Origin of the sequence: Kitasatospora sp. NPDC028055 (assembly GCF_040637885.1) — a bacterium.
Lineage (GTDB): Bacteria > Actinomycetota > Actinomycetes > Streptomycetales > Streptomycetaceae > Kitasatospora.
The window spans coordinates 78,409-95,735 of record NZ_JBEZXE010000004.1; the positions used below are offsets into that span (position 1 = coordinate 78,409).

Genomic DNA, 17,327 nt, shown 5'->3' on the forward strand with positions numbered 1-17,327 from the left:
GTTGACTGGCAGTCAGGTCGGCTCGCCCACCCCAACCCCCTTTGACACTTGGGAGTGGACATGACCAGGATCCCCACGGAGCCCGGCACCACTGAAACAGACAGACCCGCCGAGGACGAGCCCCACCCCTCGTCCTCGCCAGCGGAGCCCAAGGGCGCGCTCGACGCGTACTTCAAGATCTCGGCCCGCGGCTCGACCCTCGCCAACGAACTACGCGGTGGCCTCACCACGTTCATGGCGATGGCGTACATCATCCTGCTCAACCCGCTGATCCTCGGCGGCGCGGACGTCAACGGCGTCAAGCTCGACCACGCCGCGCTGACCACCGCCACCGCCCTGGCCGCCGCCGTCACCACCATCCTGATGGGCGTGGTCGGCAACGTGCCGCTCGCGCTGGCGGCCGGGCTCTCCGTCTCCGGCGCGGTCTCCGCGCTCGTCGTACCCCACACCACCTGGTCCCAGGCCATGGGCCTGTGCGTGATCTACGGCCTGCTGATCGTGCTGCTGGTGGTCTCCGGACTGCGCGAGAAGATCATGAACGGCATCCCACTGCCGCTCAAGCACGCGATCACCATCGGCATCGGCCTGTTCGTCACCATCATCGGGCTCTACAAGGCCGGCTTCGTGCACACCGGCGGCCCCACCCCGCTGTCGCTCGGCCCCTTCGGTGAACTCTCCGGCTGGCCCGTCCTGATCTTCTGCCTCACCGTGCTCACGATCTTCGTGCTGATGGCTCGGGGCGTGCGCGGCGCGATCCTGATCGGCATCGCCGGCGGCACCGTGGTCGCCGTCGTCGTCAACAAGCTCGCCGACGTACCCGCAAAGGCCTGGGGCAACTCCGTCCCGGTGTGGCCCGGAAGCCCCGTCGCCGCCCCCGACTTCAGCCTCTTCGGCCACGTCGACCTGTTCGGCGCCTTCGGCGGCAAGGGCCTGGGCGCGATCAGCGCCTCGGTGGCCGTGTTCACCCTCGTCCTGGCCGGCTTCTTCGACGCGATGGCCACCATCATCGGCGTCGGCACTGAGGCCGGGCTCGCCGACCGGCAGGGCCGGATGCCCGGCCTGTCCAAGGCCCTGTTCATCGACGGCGCCGGCGGCGCGGTCGGCGGCCTGGCCGGCGCCTCCGGACAGACCGTCTTCGTCGAGTCCGCCACCGGCGTCGGCGACGGCGCCCGCACCGGCCTCGCCTCCACCGTCACCGGCGGCCTGTTCGCCCTGATGCTGTTCTTCTCGCCGCTGGCCGGGATCGTCCCGGTCGAGGTCGCCTCCGCCGCCCTGGTGGTGATCGGCTCGATGATGATGAGCCAGGCCCGGCACATCGACTGGTCCGACCGCGAGGTCGCCATCCCGGCCTTCCTCACCTCCGTACTGATGCCGTTCACCTACAGCATCACCGCGGGCGTCGCCGCCGGCGTCATCTCCTACTCGGTGATCAAGGCCGGCCAGGGCAAGTGGCGCGAGCCCGGCCTTCTGATGTGGGTCCTCACCGCGGTGTTCGTCGTGTACTTCGCCCTCAGCCCCGTCAAGTCCTGGCTGGGCGTGCACTGAGTGCACCTTTGATCACCACCGCCGCCGTACGGGATCGTTTCCCGTACGGCGGCGCCCCCGCTACTGTCGAAACGTGTAAGGAGCATCCGACATGCAGGACATCGCCGAGCAGTTGCAGGCCTGGCACGCGTCCGGGCGCTCCTTCGCCGTGGCCACCGTCGTCGGCGTCTCCGGCAGCGCCCCGCGCGACCCCGGGGCGGCGCTGGCCGTCGACGCCGCCGGGGAAGCCGTCGGCAGCGTCTCCGGCGGCTGCGTCGAAGGCGCCGTCTACGAGCTCTGCCAGGCCGCCCTCGAATCCGGCGAACCCGTCCTGGAACGCTTCGGCTACAGCGACGAGGACGCCTTCGCCGTCGGCCTGACCTGCGGCGGGATCCTCGACGTGTTCGTCCAGCCGGTCGTGCCCGGCACCGACCCGGGCATGGACGCCGGCCTGCGCCACATCGCCGACGGGACGCCCGTCGCCCTCGCCCGGGTGATCGACGGCCCGGCCGGATTCCTCGGCGCCACCCTCGCCGTCACCGCCGACGGACAGCACGGCGCGCTCAGCGTCGGACCGTCCACCGTCGGCGCGCTCGAACGCGCCCTCGTCACGGAGGCCCGGGCCATGCTCGACGCCGGACGCACCGGACGGATCGTGCTCGGCCTCGACGGCCGGCCCTGCGACGAACAGGAACAGGGGACGGTCACCTGCTTCGTCGAGTCCTACGTGCCCGCGCCCCGGATGCTCGTCTTCGGCGCGATCGACTTCGCCGCCGCCGTCGTGCGGATCGGCAAGTTCCTCGGCTACCACGTCACCGTCTGCGACGCCCGGCCCGTCTTCGCCACCACCCGGCGCTTCCCCGAGGCCGACGAGGTCGTCGTCGACTGGCCGCACCGCTACCTGGACTCCCAGCTCGGCCGGATCGACGGCCGCACCGTGCTCTGCGTACTCACCCACGACGCCAAGTTCGACGTCCCGCTGCTCGAACGCGCCCTGCGCCTGCCGGTCGGCTACGTCGGCGCCATGGGCTCCCGGCGCACCCACCGCGACCGGCAGGCCAAGCTCCGCGACGCCGGCCTCACCGACGCCGAACTCGCCCGGCTGCGCTCCCCCATCGGCCTCGACCTCGGCGCCCGCACCCCCGAGGAGACCGCCGTCTCGGTCGCCGCCGAGATCATCGCCCACCGCCGCGGCGGCAGCTGCCTGCCGCTGAGCGCCGGCGACGGGCCGATCCACCACGACACCGCGCCGCTGGCCGCGGAGGAGCCGACGCCCGCGCACCGGACGCACGCCCGCCGGACGCACGCGGCCTGACGTACGCGGCCTGACGTACGCGGTCTGAGGACCGTCCGGGGGGCCGGTGACACGGTGCGTGGCCGCTCCGGTGTCACGTTGCGTGGCCGCGGCGGCGGCGGGAGGCTGGAGGTGCGGACTCACCCCGAGCCCGGGGAAGGAGCGGGGACCATGCGCGCCCTGCTGGATGTCACCCTCGACACCGCTGCCTCCAACAAGCTCATCGCCGACGGCTCGATGGGCACCGAACTGGAACGCCTCCTCGGCCAACTCAAGCCCGAGGCCTCGTACTTCTTCGCCAGCGGCGACGGCCGCCGCAGCATGCTACTCGTCGTGGACGTACCGGACGAAGCCTCCATCGTCGCGATCTGCGAGCCGTTCTGGCTACGGCTGGAGGCGAACGTGAACGTCCGCATCGCCATGAACGCCGACGATCTGCGCGAGGGGCTGCGGCGGATCGCACCGGCCTGAACCTGGCTGCGGCCCGGCTTGGGCCGGTCTCGTACGGCGGCTCGGCTCAGTCGGCCAGCGCCAGCTTGAGGCCGAAGCCCACCACCACCGCGCCGGTCACCCGGTCCATCACCCGCCGGGCGGCCGGGCGGCGCAGCCAACCGCGCAGCACCCGGGCGAAGCCGACCAGGACCGTCGACCACAGCACGCCCTCCACCACGTGCACGCAGGTCAGCGCCACCCCGGCGGCGAAGTGCGGGGCCCCGGCCGGGATGAACTGCGGCAGCACCGCCACGTAGAACACCCCGACCTTGGGGTTGAGCAGATTGGTCAGCGTCCCGCGCCGCCAGCCGTGGACGAACCCGCCCTCGGCCGGCTCCTCCTCGGCCCCGGCCTCCGCCCCGCGCTTGCGCAGCATCCCGACGCCCATCCACACCAGGTAGGCGGCACCGGCCCAGCGCAGCACCTCGTACGCCACCTGCGAGGCGGTGAGCAGCGCCGTCACGCCCGCCGAGGTCAGCGTCCCCCAGATCAGCGTCCCGGTCTGGATCCCCAGCACGACCCCCCATGCCTGCCGCCGCCGCCCCAGCGCGGACGTCCGCAGGATCAACGCGGTGTCGAGCCCGGGAGTGAGGGTGAGCAGCCCCACGACGAGGGCGAAGGACCACAGAGCGGTTGTCATCTCCATGGGCCTCGATGCTCTCACAGGCCCGGGCGGCCGCTGCGGGCCGCCCGGGGGCCGCTCAGGTGACGTTGAGGCGGGCTGCGAGGCGGAGGAGGCCGGGGCTGAGGCGGGAGAGGAGGCGGGCGGCCTTGGCCTCGGGGGTGACCGGGACGACGGGCTTGCCGGTGCGGACGGCGGTGACGATGGCGGCGGCCACCTTCTCCGGCGGGAAGCCGCGGCGGGCGTAGAGCTTGGCCGCGCGGGCCCGCTTGGCGGACTGCTCGGCGGCCGTGGTCGCGGAGAAGGTGGAGGTGCGGGTGATGTTGGTGTTCACGATGCCCGGGCAGATGGTGGAGACGCCGATGCCGTGGTCGACGAACTCGGCGCGCAGGCAGTCGGAGAGCATGAAGACGGCGGCCTTGCTGGTGGCGTAGGCGGTGAGCGCCTTGGCGGGCAGATAGGCGGCGGCCGAGGAGACGTTGACGATGTGGCCGCCCTGACCGCGGTCGGCCATCAGGGTGCCGAAGGCGCGGCAGCCGTGGATCACACCCCAGAGATTGACGTCCAGGACGCGCTGCCACTCCTTCTCGGTGGTCTGCAGGAACGTCCCGGAGTGGCCGATGCCGGCGTTGTTGACCATCACGTCGGGCACGCCGTGCTCGGCGGCGACGCGCTGGGCGAAGGCGTCCATCGCGGCGCCGTCGGAGACGTCCACCTGGTGGGCGTGCGCCTGCGGGCCGATCAGGGAGGCGAGTTCGGCGGTGCGCTCGGCGGCCGCGAGGTCGAGGTCGCAGACCACCACCCGGGCGCCGTCCTCGGCGAAGGCGAGCGCGGTGGCCCGGCCGATGCCGCTGCCGCCACCGGTGACCACCACCAACCGCCCGTCGCCGTCCGGCTCTTGGGCGCCTCCCGACTCTTGAGCGCCTCCCGACTCCTGGGCCCCTGTCGCGCTGCCGGTTTCGATCCGGGCGGTGAACTCGCGGACCATGCCGGCCACGGCGGATCCCTTCTCCAGCAGCGCCGACCAGTGGCCGGCGTGCAGGGTGCGGCGGGTCAGGCGGGGCACCCAGCGTTCCAGGCCCTCGGAGAGGTAGGTGCCGACGTAGCGGTCCCGGGTGAGGGTGACCAGCTGGACCGGCACCTCGGTCGTCCGTTCGCGCGGACTCCCCAGCGTGGGGCGGAAGTTGGCCCGGTATAGCTCGATGCCGCGGACCGCGTCGCGGCGCAGGGTGCGCTGCGGGTGGTCGGCCCGCGGGGTGACGTGCTCCAGGTCGCGCAGCACCCGCGGCCAGGCTCGGGCGAGGCCGAGGCGCCACACGGCCGGGGCGAGGAAGGGCAGGTGGAACGCGGTGATGTACCAGGAGTGCGCGCCCTGGTGCAGCAGTTGGCGGAGGTGGCGCGGGGTGGGGCGGTGCAGCCGGTGGCGCAGCCAGAAGCCCATGTGGTCCAGGCTGGGGCCGGACAGGGTGGTGTAGGAGGCGATCCGGCGCTCGGCACCGGGGGTGGTGACGGCCTCCCAGGACTGGATCGAGCCCCAGTCGTGGGCGACCAGGTGGACCGGGCGGTCCGGGCTGACGGCGTCGGCGACGGCGAACAGGTCGTCGGCGAGCTGCTCCAGGCGGTAGCCGTCGCGGTGCGCCGGGGCGCCCGACTCGCCGGCGCCGCGCACGTCGTAGCGGACCACGTGGTGGTCGCGGGCGAGGTCGGCGGCGATGTCGTCCCAGACGGTGTGGGTGTCCGGGTAGCCGTGCACCAGGAGGACGGCGGGGGCCTCGGGGTCGCCCTGCTCGAAGACGGCGAGCGGGATGCCGCCGGAGTGGACGGTCCGGCGGCGGGTGGGGGTCGTCATCGGGTGGCCTCCTGGGCGGTCGGCTCGGCGGTGGCGGCAGCGGCTGGCTCGGTGGGGGCGGTCGGCTCGGCGGGGGCGGTCGGCTCGGCGGGGGCGGGGGTGGTGGTGGTAGTGGCGGCGGTCCAGCGGCGGACGTGCGGGAGGTCGTCGTCCAGCCAGTAGGCGTCGTCCTCGGTGACCACCAGCAGTTCCTCGAACTTGATGCCCACGCCACGGAACCCGATGTGCGGCTCGACCGCCCACAGCCCCGGAGTGGGCGCGTGCCGGGACGACCGTCCGTCCGCCCACAGCGGCGAACGGCCGTGCAGACGCTCGGAGATGAGATCGCGGCCGAGGGTCTGCAGGGTGCGTACGCCGAAGCCGAAGACGTTCACCCCGGCCGGGCCGCGCGCCGTGTTGCGGGTGACCTGGTGGCCGATCACCCGGCCCGGGTAGACCTGGTGCCGGTTGTCGTAGCCGTGCGCGGCGATCTGCGCGTCCACCGCCGCGTACACCTCGTTGAGCGGCTTGCGGGCGCGCACTTCGGTGAGGATCAGCTCGCGGTAGACCTGGAGGTCGGCGGCCAGCCGGTCCCAGACCCGGTTCTCACCGACCTTGCCGCCGTAGCCGATGTCGGCGGTGTAGCCGTCCACGACGGGCGCGCAGTCCAGCACGTACGGCATGCCCTCCTCCAGGCGGCGGCTGCCGGCGAAGAACTGCAGCGGGGTATGAAAGTGCCGGAAGGCCGTACGGTCGCCGAACCAGGCGAAGGGGACGTGGAAGAAGTCCTGCACCCCGGCGGCGACCAGGCGGCGGCGCAGCTCGGCGGTGGTCTGGCGCTCGGTGACCCCGGGTTCGATCCAGGCGGCGACCTGTTCGGCGCAGTGGTAGGCGAGTTGCTGGGTCTCGCGGAAGCGGGCGAGGTCGCGCTCGGAGTAGGAGAACGTCGGCATCGCATGCGCCGTCGGGGGCATCGGGGGGCTCCTTCTAGACGTCGAGGTCGAGCACGAGGGTCTCACCCTCGGCGGCGCGGGAGACGCAGGGCAGCAGGGCGCCGGCGGCACGCTGCTCGGGGGTGAGGCGGCGGTCCCGGTGCTCGGGCGTACCGGCCAGCAGGCGGACCTCGCAGGTGCCGCAGAAGCCCTGGTGGCAGGAGTACGGGAGGTCGGGACGGGCCTCGCGCAGCACGTCCAGGGCGGAACGGTCGGCGGGGACGTCCAGGGTCGGTCCGTCGGCGCCGAGCCGGACGGCGAAGGGTCGGCCGTCGGCGACCGGGGCGGCGCCGAAGCGCTCGAAGTGCAGGGCGGTGGCGGAGGATTCGTCCAGTGCCGCCTGGACGGCGGCGAGCATCGGGGCCGGGCCGCAGCAGTAGACAGCGGCTCCGCGCGGGGCGTGGGCGAGGAGTTCGGCGCCGGTGGGGACGCCGCCGTGCTCATCGTCGGTGCGCAGCACGACCCGGTGCGGGTCGAGGGCGCGCAGCTCGTCGGCGTACGGGAGGGTGTCGGCGCTGCGGCCGACCTGCACCAACTTCCAGTCGAGGCCGTGCTTCTGGGCCTCGCGGGCCATCGGGAGGAGCGGGGTGACGCCGATGCCGCCGGCCAGCAGGAGGACGGCGGGCTCGGCGCAGAAGGCGAAGCCGTTGCGCGGGCGGCGGGCGGCGAGGCGGGCGCCCGGGTGCAGGGTGTCGTGGACCTCGACGGACCCTCCGCCGCCCCCGGGCAGCCGCCGGACGGCGATCCGGTAGCGCCGGCGGTCGGCGGGGTCGCCGCTGAGCGAGTAGTGCCGCTCGCGGCCGGAGGGCAGGGCGAGCCGCAGGTGGGCGCCGGGCTGCCAGGGCGGCAGTTGACCGCCGGAGGGGTCTGCGAGGGTCAACTCGATCACGTCGGAGGCGAGTTGACGGCGCTCGGCGACGACCAGCCGGAGCAGCGGGGTCGGGCGGCTGTGCGGGCGGCGGGGGTTGCGGCGCAGCAGCGGGCCGCCGAGCGCCGGGGAGTAGCGGTCGCCGAAGGCGGTGAGCCAGCGCATGAAGCCGTCGGCGCGGGGGCGGCCGTAGAGGTCGGGGGGCGGGGTGAGCAGGTCCATCCGGGCGGATCCTTGGCGGGGAGAGGGGACGGGCGGCGGGTGCGCGGGCGGCGGGCGGCCGACGACTGACGGCTGACAACTGACAACTGACAGATTTCAGCGAACAGATAACGTTTTCTGTTCGTTGAAACCTGTCAGCTGTCAGCTGTCAGCTGTCAGCTGTCAGCTGTCAGCCGTTCCCCGTCACCCCCGCCCGGCCGCCGCCCGGGCGGCCGGGGAGGTGGCGAGGTAGCCCAGCGCCTGACTGGAGGAGCCCTCCTGGGTCGGGTGGTAGCCCGGCCGGAGGTAGCGCAGCCCGGAACGGACGGAGCGGATCGGGTCCGGCAGCAGTCCGCGCCTGGCGATCCGGCCCGCCTCCCGCCAGGTGGGCTTGAGCCGCCCCTCCAGGGTCGGGTCGGCGGCGAGCAGGAAGCGGGCGCCGCGCACCCAGAGGTGCACCAGCAGCGGCCCGGAGATCACCATGCCGCGGACCCGCCGCAGGTACCCCGGGTCCAGGTGGACCATCAGGTCGAAGGCCACGCTGCGGTGCTCGACCTCCTCGGCGCCGTGCCAGCGCAGCAGGGCCAGCATCGTCGGGTCGGCCTTGGCCCGGTCCAGGCCCGGGGAGTTGAGCGCCCAGTTGCCGAGGAAGGCGGTGAAGTGCTCGATCGCCGCGACGAAGGCGACCCGTTCGATGACGTTCTCCCGCCGCTGCGCCGGCGTCAGGCCCGGCTTGTCGCCGAGAACGCGCTGGAACAGCCAGGAGATCTGCCGGACGTACGGGCGCGGGTCGAGGCCCTGGCCGAGCAGGTGGTCGAGCACCTCCTGGTGGGCCTCGGCGTGGATGGCCTCCTGCCCGATGAAGCCGAGCACCTCCTCGCGCAGCTGCTCGTCCCGGATCAGCGGCAGCGCTTCCTTGAACACCTTGACGAACCACCGCTCACCCTCGGGCAGCAGCAGGTGCAGCACGTTGATCACGTGGGTGGCCATCGGCTCGTCCGGGATCCAGTGCAGCGGCAGCCGGGCCCAGTCGAAGCGGACGTCCCGGGGTTCCAGGACGAGGCTCTCGTGCACCCGCGCGGCGGGGGCGGCGACGGCGGGGACGGGGGTGGAGCGGGGCATGGCAGGCCCTCCTGACCTGGGGGCGGCGGCTCGACTCTCGGAAACGTACTCGCCGGTAGCGGTGGGGACAAGGGGTTCGACCACTCTTATCGACATCGAGTCTAATAAGTGATGTGCACCGCGGGACACCCCCGAAACCCTCCCGTGGAAAGCGCGCGGGGCCCCGCCGGACGACGCGTCCGACGGGGCCCCACGAGTGAGCGGTGCTCAGACCGCCATCGCCAGCATCAGCGGCGCCGCCCGGGCCGCCAGCAGCTCGGCGGCGGCCCTGAGCTTGTGGATGTTGTCCACCGGCATCGAGGTGGCCAGGCAGCCGACCGTGCTGCCCGCCGTGATCGGCACCGCCGCGCAGACCGTGCCGAGCGCGTACTCCTGGATGTCCAGCACCGGCACCGTCGCGGGCTGGCGCTCCAGCCGGTGCATCAGCTGGTCGGCGTCGGTGACGGTGCGGGAGGTCAGCCGGGCGACCGGGTGCCGGGAGAGGTGGTCCCGCCGGCCGTCCGCGTCGAGCTGGCTGAGCAGGCACTTGCCGATCGCGCTGGCGTGCGCGGTGGCACGGAAGTCCACCCACTCCTGCACGGCGGGCGCGTAGTCGGCGGCCGAGACCGCCTCGACCGACAACTCCCCGTCGTGGTACCGGGAGAAGTAGACCGCGGCGCCCAACTCGTCCCGGAGTTCGGCGAGTTTGCGGTTCAGCCGGGCCTTGACGAGCTGCTCCCGGTTCTGCTGCCCGAGCAGGGCGAAGGTGCCGCCGAGCACCCAACCGCCGTCCTGGCACTGGAGGTAGCCCTCGATCTCGAGGATCTCGGCGAGCCGGCGGACGGTCGGCAGGCCCAGCGAGGTCTCCCGCGCGAGCCCGACCAGGGTGACGCCGTCGGGGTGCCGGTCGACGGCCTCCAGCAGTCTGAGGGCGTGCTGCAGGGAGGTGAACGGGCCCGTCGGGCCCTGGTCCAGCGCGGCGTGACGACCCGGGGCTGGTGTCGACATGTCGTCCCCTTCCGATGTCCCCCCACGGAGCGACCGCGGGCGGTCTCCAGCCTATCCACCCAGGGCCCCGGGCGACTGCTGTCCGTGAATATCCGTGAACATTCCGTGGAGCACGGCCGGTTGGCTGGTACAAGGGGCCCCGCGCCCCCGCACGGACGGAACCCGCGCCCGCAGCTCGTCCGCCTCGGCGTCCCCGGGAAGCCCGACGGGCCCCTCCCCCACTGCCCGGGGGGAGGGGCCCGTCGTGGAGCCGCCGGGGTGCGGGCCCCGGCGGTCCTGAGGGTGCGAAGGGTACGGAGGGTACGGGAGGTACGGGGGAGTCGGCCCGCGAAGGGTCAGCCCTCGTCGCCCGCGCGGAGCTTGGCGACGGCGGCCTCCAGGCGGGCGCCGTACTCCTCGTCGGCGGCGTGGAAGTGGGCGAGGTTCTTCTCCACCACGTCGTCCCGGGTGACCTGCGACAGGAAGCCCGCGATGTTGTCGATCAGGCGGGTCTTCTCGCCCTCCGACATCAGCCGGTAGAGCTCGCCGGCCTGGAAGAAGTCGTCGTCCTTGGTGTGGGCCGGCGTGGTGTAGGTGCCGGTGTAGCCGTCGACCTTGACCGGCGCGGCGAGCGCGCTGTCGGTCTGGGCCGGGCCGTCGTACGAGTTGGGCTCGTAGTTCTTGCCGCGGCCGGCGCTGTTGGCGGCCATGAAGCCGTCCCGGCCGTAGTTGTTGGCCTCGGTGGCGCGCGGGGCGTTCACCGGCAGCAGGGTGTGGTTGACGCCGAGGCGGTAGCGCTGGGCGTCGGCGTAGGCGAACAGCCGGCCCTGGAGCATCTTGTCCGGGGAGGGGCCGATGCCGGGCACGAAGTTGTTCGGCGAGAACGCGGCCTGCTCGACCTCGGCGAAGACGTTCTCCGGGTTCCGGTTGAGCACCAGGCGGCCGACCTTGACCAGCGGGTAGTCGGCGTGCGGCCAGACCTTGGTGAGGTCGAAGGGGTTGAAGCGGTAGTCCGCGGCCTCGGCGACCGGCATCAGCTGGACGTAGAGGGTCCAGGACGGGAACACGCCCCGCTCGATGGCCTGGTGGAGGTCGCGCTGGTGCGAGTCCGCGTCGGCGCCGACCACCTCGGCGGCCTGGCCGCCGTCCAGGCTGCGGATGCCCTGGTTGGTCTTGAAGTGGTACTTCACCCAGTAGGCCTCGCCCTCGGCGTTGACCCACTGGTAGGTGTGCGAGCCGTAGCCGTTCATGTGGCGGTACGAGGCGGGGATGCCGCGGTCGCCGAACAGCCAGGTGATCTGGTGGGTCGAGGCCGGCGAGTGGGCCCAGAAGTCCCAGACGTTGTCCGCCTCCTGCACACCGGTGTACGGGTCGCGCTTCTGCGAGTGGATGAAGTCGGGGAACTTGACCGGGTCCTTGATGAAGAACACCGGGGTGTTGTTGCCGACGAGGTCGTAGTTGCCCTGCTCGGTGTAGAACTTCACCGCGAAGCCGCGCGGGTCGCGCACCGCGTCGCTGGCGCCGAGGTTGCCGGCCACCGTGGAGAAGCGCAGGAAGACCTCGGTGCGCTTGCCGACCTCCGACAGGAACGCGGCCCGGGTGTACTTCGACACCTCGTCGGTGACCTCGAAGTAGCCGTACGCGCCGGAGCCGCGGGCGTGCACGACGCGCTCCGGGATGCGCTCGCGGTTGAACCGGGCCAGCTTCTCCAGCAGCTGCTGGTCCTGGATCAGCAGCGGGCCGTACTCGCCGGCCGAGGCCGAGTTCTGGTTGTCGGCGACCGGGGCGCCGGACTCCGTGGTCAGGATCTTGGACATGGAGGGTCCTTCAGGTGTCGATAAGGCGGTGCGTGGAGAGGTGGAGCGGGCGGGCGCAGCCGGGTGCTGCAGCGGGCGAGCCCTGCTCAGATGCCCAGCAGGCGCCACAGCGCCGAGCGGCGGCGGGCGGAGTGCTCGCCGTCCGGGCCGTCGGCCGGCTGGAGGCCGGCGACCGCGGCGGTGGCCGCGGCCGGGTCCGCCAGCGGGCGGGCGGCGGCCAGGGCGGCGGCCTCCTCCGCGTCGAGGCCGGCGTCGACGAGGGCGGCTGCGGCCTCCGCGGCCGGGACGGCGTTGAACCAGCGCAGCGCGAGGGCCGCGCGGCCGGCCTCGGTGAGGCGGCCGGTGAGCCGGAGACGGGCGAGGCCGCCGTCCGGGTAGACGTTGATCCGCACGTGGGTCACCGGGCGGCCGACGTCGAGCCGGAAGCGGTGCCGGGTGTCGGGCTGCAGGCGGGTGCGGGGCAGGATCTCGAACCACTCGCCGTCGGCCGGTGCCTGTGAAGTCGCAGCCTGCCCGGTCGAGGCGTCGAAGCCGATCAGGTCGGCCCAGCCGGGGGCATTGGCGACGAAGTGGGTGGTGTCCACTTCGGCGGCCAGGACCTCACCGCCCCCGGCCAGGGCGATCTGAACCCAGTCGTTGGCCTTGTCGCGCCGACGACGGGTCTCCCAGCCCTCGCCCATGACGGAGGCGCGACCGGGAGCGTTCAGGTTGTGCGGGGAGGAGAAGTAGCGGTCGGACGCCGCCTCGGCCACGCCGCCGTACTCCTGGGCGGCCAGGTCGAAGGTGAGGCCGTCCAGTTCGCGCGGGTCGGGCAGCACCTCGCCGTGCACCCGGAGCCGGGCGACGCCGCCGTCCGGGAAGATGTTCAGCCGCACGTGGGTGTAGCGGGTGTCGTCCTGGACGGCGAACTCGTGGGCGGTGTCCCCCTGGAGCGGGGTGCGCGGCACGATGGCGGTCCACTCGGCGTCCTGCAGTTCCTCGGGCGAGGGGTGCCCGGGTACGGAGGCGGCCTCGACCGAGGCGCTCTCCGGGTAGTTGCCGGTGAAGTGCGCGGTGTCGACGATCAGACCGCGGATCACGCCGCCGACGCCGAGCCGGACGATCGCCCAGTCGTGGTCCTGGTCGGTGGGGTGCGGCTGGTCGGCGGAGACGCCGCGGCGGCGCTTGGACTCCCAGCCGTCCATGATCTGGCCCTTGTGGCCGAAGGTGTGCGGGCGGAACTCGGCCGGCTTGGCCACCAGCAGGTTCTCGGCGTCCGCGAAGGTGTCCTCATTGGTGGCGACGACGCCCGCACCGAGCAGCCGGGAGGCCAGGTTGACCAGCTCGGTGAAGGGAGCGCTCGGGGTGTCGGCAGTGGTCACTGACTCTCCTCGGAAGACTTGGTGGGTAAGGGAGTTGGCGGGCCCGAGGCGAGGGCCTGGACACGGCCTAGTCCGCCGGGCGCAGCAGCTGGCGGCCGAAGGGCTCGGCCCCGGTGTCCACCGCCCGGCCGCGCAGCCAGGTGGTGCGGACGGTGCCGCTCAAGGTCCGTCCGGCGTACGGCGTGACCGGGTTGCGGTGGTGCAACTCGCCCGCGTGGACGGCGAATTCCCCGTCGGGGTCGAAGGCGACCAGGTCGGCGTCGCAGCCCGCCGCGATGGCGCCCTTGGTGCCGGTGAGGCCGACCAGTTCAGCCGGTCCGGAGGACATCCAGCGCACCACGTCGGCCAGCGTGTGGCCGCGCCGGCGGGCCTCGGTCCAGATGGCGGGCAGGCCCAGCTGGAGCGAGGCGATGCCGCCCCAGGCCGCCGCGAAGTCGCCGCTGCCGCCGAACTCGGGCAGCAGCTTGAGGTCGGGGGTGGACGGCGAGTGGTCCGAGACGACGGCGATGAACTCGCCGTCGGCCAGGGCCTGCCAGAGCGCGTCCCGGTTGGCCTCGTCGCGGATCGGAGGGCAGCACTTGAAGGCGGTGTCGCCGTCCGGCACCTGCTCGGCGGCGAGCGTCAGGTAGTGCGGGCAGGTCTCGGCGGTGACCCGCACGCCCTCCTCGCGGGCCCGGCGCAGCAGGGGCAGCACGCCGGCCGAGGAGACGTGCAGGATGTGCACCCGGGCGCCGGTGCGCCGGGCCGTGTCGAGCAGGTGGGCGACCGCCGCGGTCTCCGCCCCGTCCGGGCGGGAGGCGAGGAAGTCCCGGTAGTGGACGCCGGGTTGCTGCGGCGCGGCGGCCAGCACGGCCGGGTCCTCGGCGTGGATGATCGCCAGCGCCCCGAGCCGGGCCTGCTCGGCCAGCGCGGCCTCCAGGTCGGCGGCCTCGACGTGCGGGAACTCGTCGACGCCGGACGGGGCGAGGAAGCTCTTGAAGCCGAACACGCCCGCCCGGTGCAGGGGTTCGAGGTCCGGGACGTTGCCGGGGACGGCCCCGCCCCAGAAGCCGAGGTCGACCCAGGCCTGGCCCTCGGCGGTCTTCCGCTTGACGTCCAGCCCCGCCACCGTGGTGGTGGGCGGCACGGAGTTGAGCGGCATGTCGATGATCGTGGTGACGCCGCCGGCCGCGGCGGCCCGGGTGGCGGTGGCGAAGCCCTCCCACTCGGTCCGGCCGGGCTCGTTGACGTGCACGTGGGTGTCGACCAGGCCGGGCAGCAGCGCGGTGTCGCCGAGGTCGACGAGTTCGCTGTCGCCGACCACGAGCGATCCGTGGGCGGCGACCTGCTCGATCCTGCCGCTCCGGATCAGCACGTCCGCGGGGCGCTCGCCGTCGGGCAGCACCGCCCGGCGGGAGCGGATCACCGCTGGCTGGCTGATCGGCATGGGGACCTCCGAAACCTGGACTGGAACTGGGGGATGGCGGTACGCGGGGCACACCGGGCACGCGGCCCGGGGAGGCGCTCGCGGAGCGGTGGGCAGGGGGCGGTCGGCGTAGAGCGGTCGGCGTAGGGCGGTCGGCGTGGGCCGGTCGGCGTGGCTGGAACCGAAGGATTGCCGGGAGCCTAGGCCCGCCTTCAACAAAACGTCAATGGAGGAACATACGGAGGAACGGACGGCGGAAGCCCTGCGGGATCAGCCCCGCAGCAGCGTTTCGGCCAGCCGCTCCCCCGCCACCTCGGCCAGCTCACCGGCCCTGGTCATGCTGTCCCCCGGCTGCTCGGCCAGGTCGGTGAGGGCGATCGCGGCGGTGAAGCCGGCCGCCCGCCACTCGGGCTCGGACAGCTCCAACCGACCCGCCACAGCGGCCACCCGAACCCCCGCCCGGGCAGCCGCCGCGGCGACTCCGGCGGGGGCCTTGCCATGGAGTGTCTGAGCGTCCAGGCAGCCCTCACCGGTGACGACGAGGCGTGCCCCACACACGGCCTCGTCGAAACCCAGCAGTTCGAGCAGCAGCTCGATACCGGGTCGCATGGTGGCGCCGAGCAGGGCGAGGGCGGCGAAGCCCACCCCGCCCGCGGCCCCGGCGCCGGGGGCCTCCCGCACGTCCCGTCCGGTCACCGCGGCCACCTGGTCGGCGAAGCGGGTCAGCCCCTGCTCCAGGACCACCAGGTCGTCCCCGTCGGCGCCCTTCTGCGGGCCGTAGACGGCGGTGGCGCCGCGCGGGCCCAGCAGCGGGTTGTCCACGTCGCAGGCGACCACGACGTCCACGCCGGTCAGCAGGTCGGCCAGCGGGCCGAGGTCGATCCGCTCCAGGCGGCGCAGCGCGGCTCCGCCGGGCGGAAGTTCGACGTCGTCGGCGTCCCGCAGCCGGACCCCGAGTGCCTGCACCATGCCGGCCCCGCCGTCCGTACAGGCGCTGCCGCCGAGGCCGAGCACGATCCGCTTGGCGCCCGATGACACCGCGCGGGAGATCAGCTGGCCGACGCCGTAGGAGCCGGCCGCGAGCGGGGCGGTCCGGCCGCCGGGCAGCCGGGCGAGCCCGGAGGCCTGGGCCAGTTCGACCACGGCGGTGTCGCCACGGACGGCCAGTGCGGCGTCCACCGGCAGGCCGGTCGGGCCGGCCACCTTGGCCGGGACGCGGTCGAAGCCGGCCGCGAGCGCGGCGGCCAGGGTGCCCTCGCCGCCGTCGGCGACGGGCAGTTCGCGCACGTCGCTGCCGGGCGCGGCGCGCCGGATGCCGGCGGCGATCCGGGCGGCGACCTCCGCACCCTCCAGGGTGCCCTTGAACTTGTCCGGCGCTACGACCACGTGGCCCTTGAGGGGGGTGGGGGGCATCGGTGGTCCTCACTTCCGTGCGGGTCGGGCGGTGTGCTGACGAACTCTGGTCCGGACAAGCATGGGTCCGGTGGCGCCGGGTTGCGAGCCCCCGGCCGGGCGGTGCGGCCCGGCTCGAGGCCCGGCCCGGGGCCGGGCTCCCGCAGGAGCGCCGGTCCCGGAGGGGGGTGCGACCCCCTCCCCGCCGTTCCCCTCGACCCGCTTCCGACGTTCGAGGGGCTCCCCTCGGCGAGGAGGGGGCCAGGCGACGCACCGCTGGCACGACCGAAGTGCCCCCGGGAGGGTGTGTGCGTCACCGGCCTGGATCGACCGGCGGGCGGACGGATGAGCCCCTGCCCGCACGCCGGTCGGGTCTGGCCTCCTGGTGGCGCGGGCACGACCGGATCAGGTACACGCCACCAGGAGGAGTCTGAGGGGGCCGGAGCCCCTCGGGTCAGGCGACCTCGCGGCCCGAGAGCCGCTCGACGCCGCGCAGCAGCGCCGAGTGGTCGAGCGAACCGTCGCCATTGGCCCGGGCGGAGGCGACCAGCTGGGCGACCACGGCGCCGACCGGCAGCGCGGCACCCACGGCGCGGGCGGCGTCGGTGACGATGCCCATGTCCTTGTGGTGCAGGTCGATCCGGAAGCCGGGGGCGAACTCGCGGTTGAGCATGTTCGCCTTCTTGCGGTTGAGCACCGTGGAGCCGGCCAGGCCGCCGCCGAGCACGTCCAGCGCGGCCGCGAGGTCGACACCGGCGTTCTCCAGGAACACCACGGCCTCGGCGAGCACCTGGATGTTGACCGCGACGATCAGCTGGTTGGCGGCCTTGACGGTCTGGCCGGCGCCGTCGGGGCCGACGTGGACGACCGTGGTGCCGAGCGCGTCGAACAGCGGCTTCGCCTCAGCGAAGTCCGCCGCCTCGCCACCGACCATGATCGACAGCACCGCCTCGATCGCACCGGCCTCGCCGCCGGAGACCGGGGCGTCCAGGGTGCGCACACCCTTCTCCCGGGCGGCCTTGCCGACCTTGATGGAGGTCTGCGGGGTGATCGAGGACATGTCGATCACCAGGGTGCCGGCCTGGACGTTCTCCAGGACGCCGCCCTCACCGAGGATGACCGCCTCGACGTGCGGGTCGGCCGGGACCATGGTGATGACGACCTCGGCGTCCTTCACCGCTTCGGCGATGCTGGCGGCGCCGTGGCCGCCGGCCGCGACCACGGTGTCGATCGAGGCCTGGGAGAGGTCGAAGCCGGTCACGTGGTGGCCGGCCTTGACCAGGTTGACGGCCATGGGCTTGCCCATGATGCCGAGGCCGACGAAGGCAATCTTGCGGGAGGCGCTCATCGCGTCGGGTTCCTTACGTGTGCGGGTGGGGAGGGGTGACGGGCCGGACGGGCGCTGCGGTACGCCGCGCACGCGGGCCGGACGGGCGCCGGGTC

General features: G+C 73.5%; 14 protein-coding genes. 3 read left to right on the plus strand and 11 right to left on the minus strand.

Annotated features, from left to right (window positions below; genetic code table 11):
- The first annotated feature begins 60 nt into the window (after nucleotides 1–60).
- From AB0F71_RS07685 to AB0F71_RS07695, 3 genes are all read left to right on the plus strand, one after another.
- Nucleotides 61–1,545, plus strand: a complete 1,485-nt coding sequence (locus AB0F71_RS07685) for an NCS2 family permease (protein WP_360229636.1) — start codon at nucleotides 61–63, stop codon at nucleotides 1,543–1,545.
- A gap of 91 nt (nucleotides 1,546–1,636) precedes the next feature.
- Nucleotides 1,637–2,839 carry an XdhC/CoxI family protein gene (locus AB0F71_RS07690; protein ID WP_360229638.1) on the plus strand — a complete coding sequence of 401 codons (1,203 nt, stop codon included), beginning with the start codon at nucleotides 1,637–1,639 and terminating at the stop codon, nucleotides 2,837–2,839.
- A gap of 150 nt (nucleotides 2,840–2,989) precedes the next feature.
- A complete protein-coding gene (locus AB0F71_RS07695) occupies nucleotides 2,990–3,289 on the plus strand; it encodes a hypothetical protein (RefSeq protein ID WP_360229640.1) in 300 nt (99 codons plus the stop codon).
- 46 nt (nucleotides 3,290–3,335) lie between these two features.
- Here the strand turns inward: AB0F71_RS07695 and AB0F71_RS07700 are convergent, their stop codons facing one another.
- The 11 genes from AB0F71_RS07700 to AB0F71_RS07750 form a co-directional block, all read right to left on the minus strand.
- A complete protein-coding gene (locus tag AB0F71_RS07700; protein WP_360229642.1) occupies nucleotides 3,336–3,956 on the minus strand; it encodes a LysE family translocator in 621 nt (206 codons plus the stop codon).
- Between the two features lie 55 nt (nucleotides 3,957–4,011).
- Nucleotides 4,012–5,781, minus strand: a complete 1,770-nt coding sequence (locus tag AB0F71_RS07705; RefSeq protein WP_360229644.1) for an SDR family oxidoreductase — start codon at nucleotides 5,779–5,781, stop codon at nucleotides 4,012–4,014.
- Nucleotides 5,778–6,734, minus strand: coding sequence for a M24 family metallopeptidase (locus tag AB0F71_RS07710; protein ID WP_360229646.1), 957 nt, complete (start codon nucleotides 6,732–6,734; stop codon nucleotides 5,778–5,780). The genes AB0F71_RS07705 and AB0F71_RS07710 overlap by 4 nt, the downstream gene beginning before the upstream one ends.
- Before the next feature lie 13 nt (nucleotides 6,735–6,747).
- Entirely contained in the window at nucleotides 6,748–7,842 is a 1,095-nt protein-coding gene (locus AB0F71_RS07715; protein WP_360229648.1) for a PDR/VanB family oxidoreductase, read from the minus strand.
- A 183-nt stretch (nucleotides 7,843–8,025) separates the two neighbouring features.
- Complete coding sequence (locus tag AB0F71_RS07720; protein ID WP_360229650.1) at nucleotides 8,026–8,943, minus strand: metal-dependent hydrolase; 918 nt, start codon at nucleotides 8,941–8,943, stop codon at nucleotides 8,026–8,028.
- A 207-nt stretch (nucleotides 8,944–9,150) separates the two neighbouring features.
- Nucleotides 9,151–9,930: an IclR family transcriptional regulator C-terminal domain-containing protein gene (locus AB0F71_RS07725; protein WP_360229652.1), complete on the minus strand. Its 780-nt coding sequence runs from the start codon at nucleotides 9,928–9,930 to the stop codon at nucleotides 9,151–9,153.
- A gap of 335 nt (nucleotides 9,931–10,265) precedes the next feature.
- Complete coding sequence (locus AB0F71_RS07730; protein ID WP_360229654.1) at nucleotides 10,266–11,726, minus strand: catalase; 1,461 nt, start codon at nucleotides 11,724–11,726, stop codon at nucleotides 10,266–10,268.
- A gap of 86 nt (nucleotides 11,727–11,812) precedes the next feature.
- Nucleotides 11,813–13,087, minus strand: coding sequence for an allantoicase (gene alc, locus AB0F71_RS07735; protein WP_360229656.1), 1,275 nt, complete (start codon nucleotides 13,085–13,087; stop codon nucleotides 11,813–11,815).
- Between the two features lie 67 nt (nucleotides 13,088–13,154).
- Nucleotides 13,155–14,513, minus strand: coding sequence for an allantoinase AllB (gene allB / locus AB0F71_RS07740; protein WP_360229658.1), 1,359 nt, complete (start codon nucleotides 14,511–14,513; stop codon nucleotides 13,155–13,157).
- A 249-nt stretch (nucleotides 14,514–14,762) separates the two neighbouring features.
- The gene (locus tag AB0F71_RS07745) at nucleotides 14,763–15,905 is read right to left on the minus strand and encodes a glycerate kinase (protein WP_360229660.1); all 1,143 of its coding nucleotides are present in this window, start codon (nucleotides 15,903–15,905) and stop codon (nucleotides 14,763–14,765) included.
- A 433-nt stretch (nucleotides 15,906–16,338) separates the two neighbouring features.
- Nucleotides 16,339–17,232, minus strand: a complete 894-nt coding sequence (locus AB0F71_RS07750; protein WP_360229662.1) for a 2-hydroxy-3-oxopropionate reductase — start codon at nucleotides 17,230–17,232, stop codon at nucleotides 16,339–16,341.
- Between the last annotated feature and the right edge of the window lie 95 nt (nucleotides 17,233–17,327).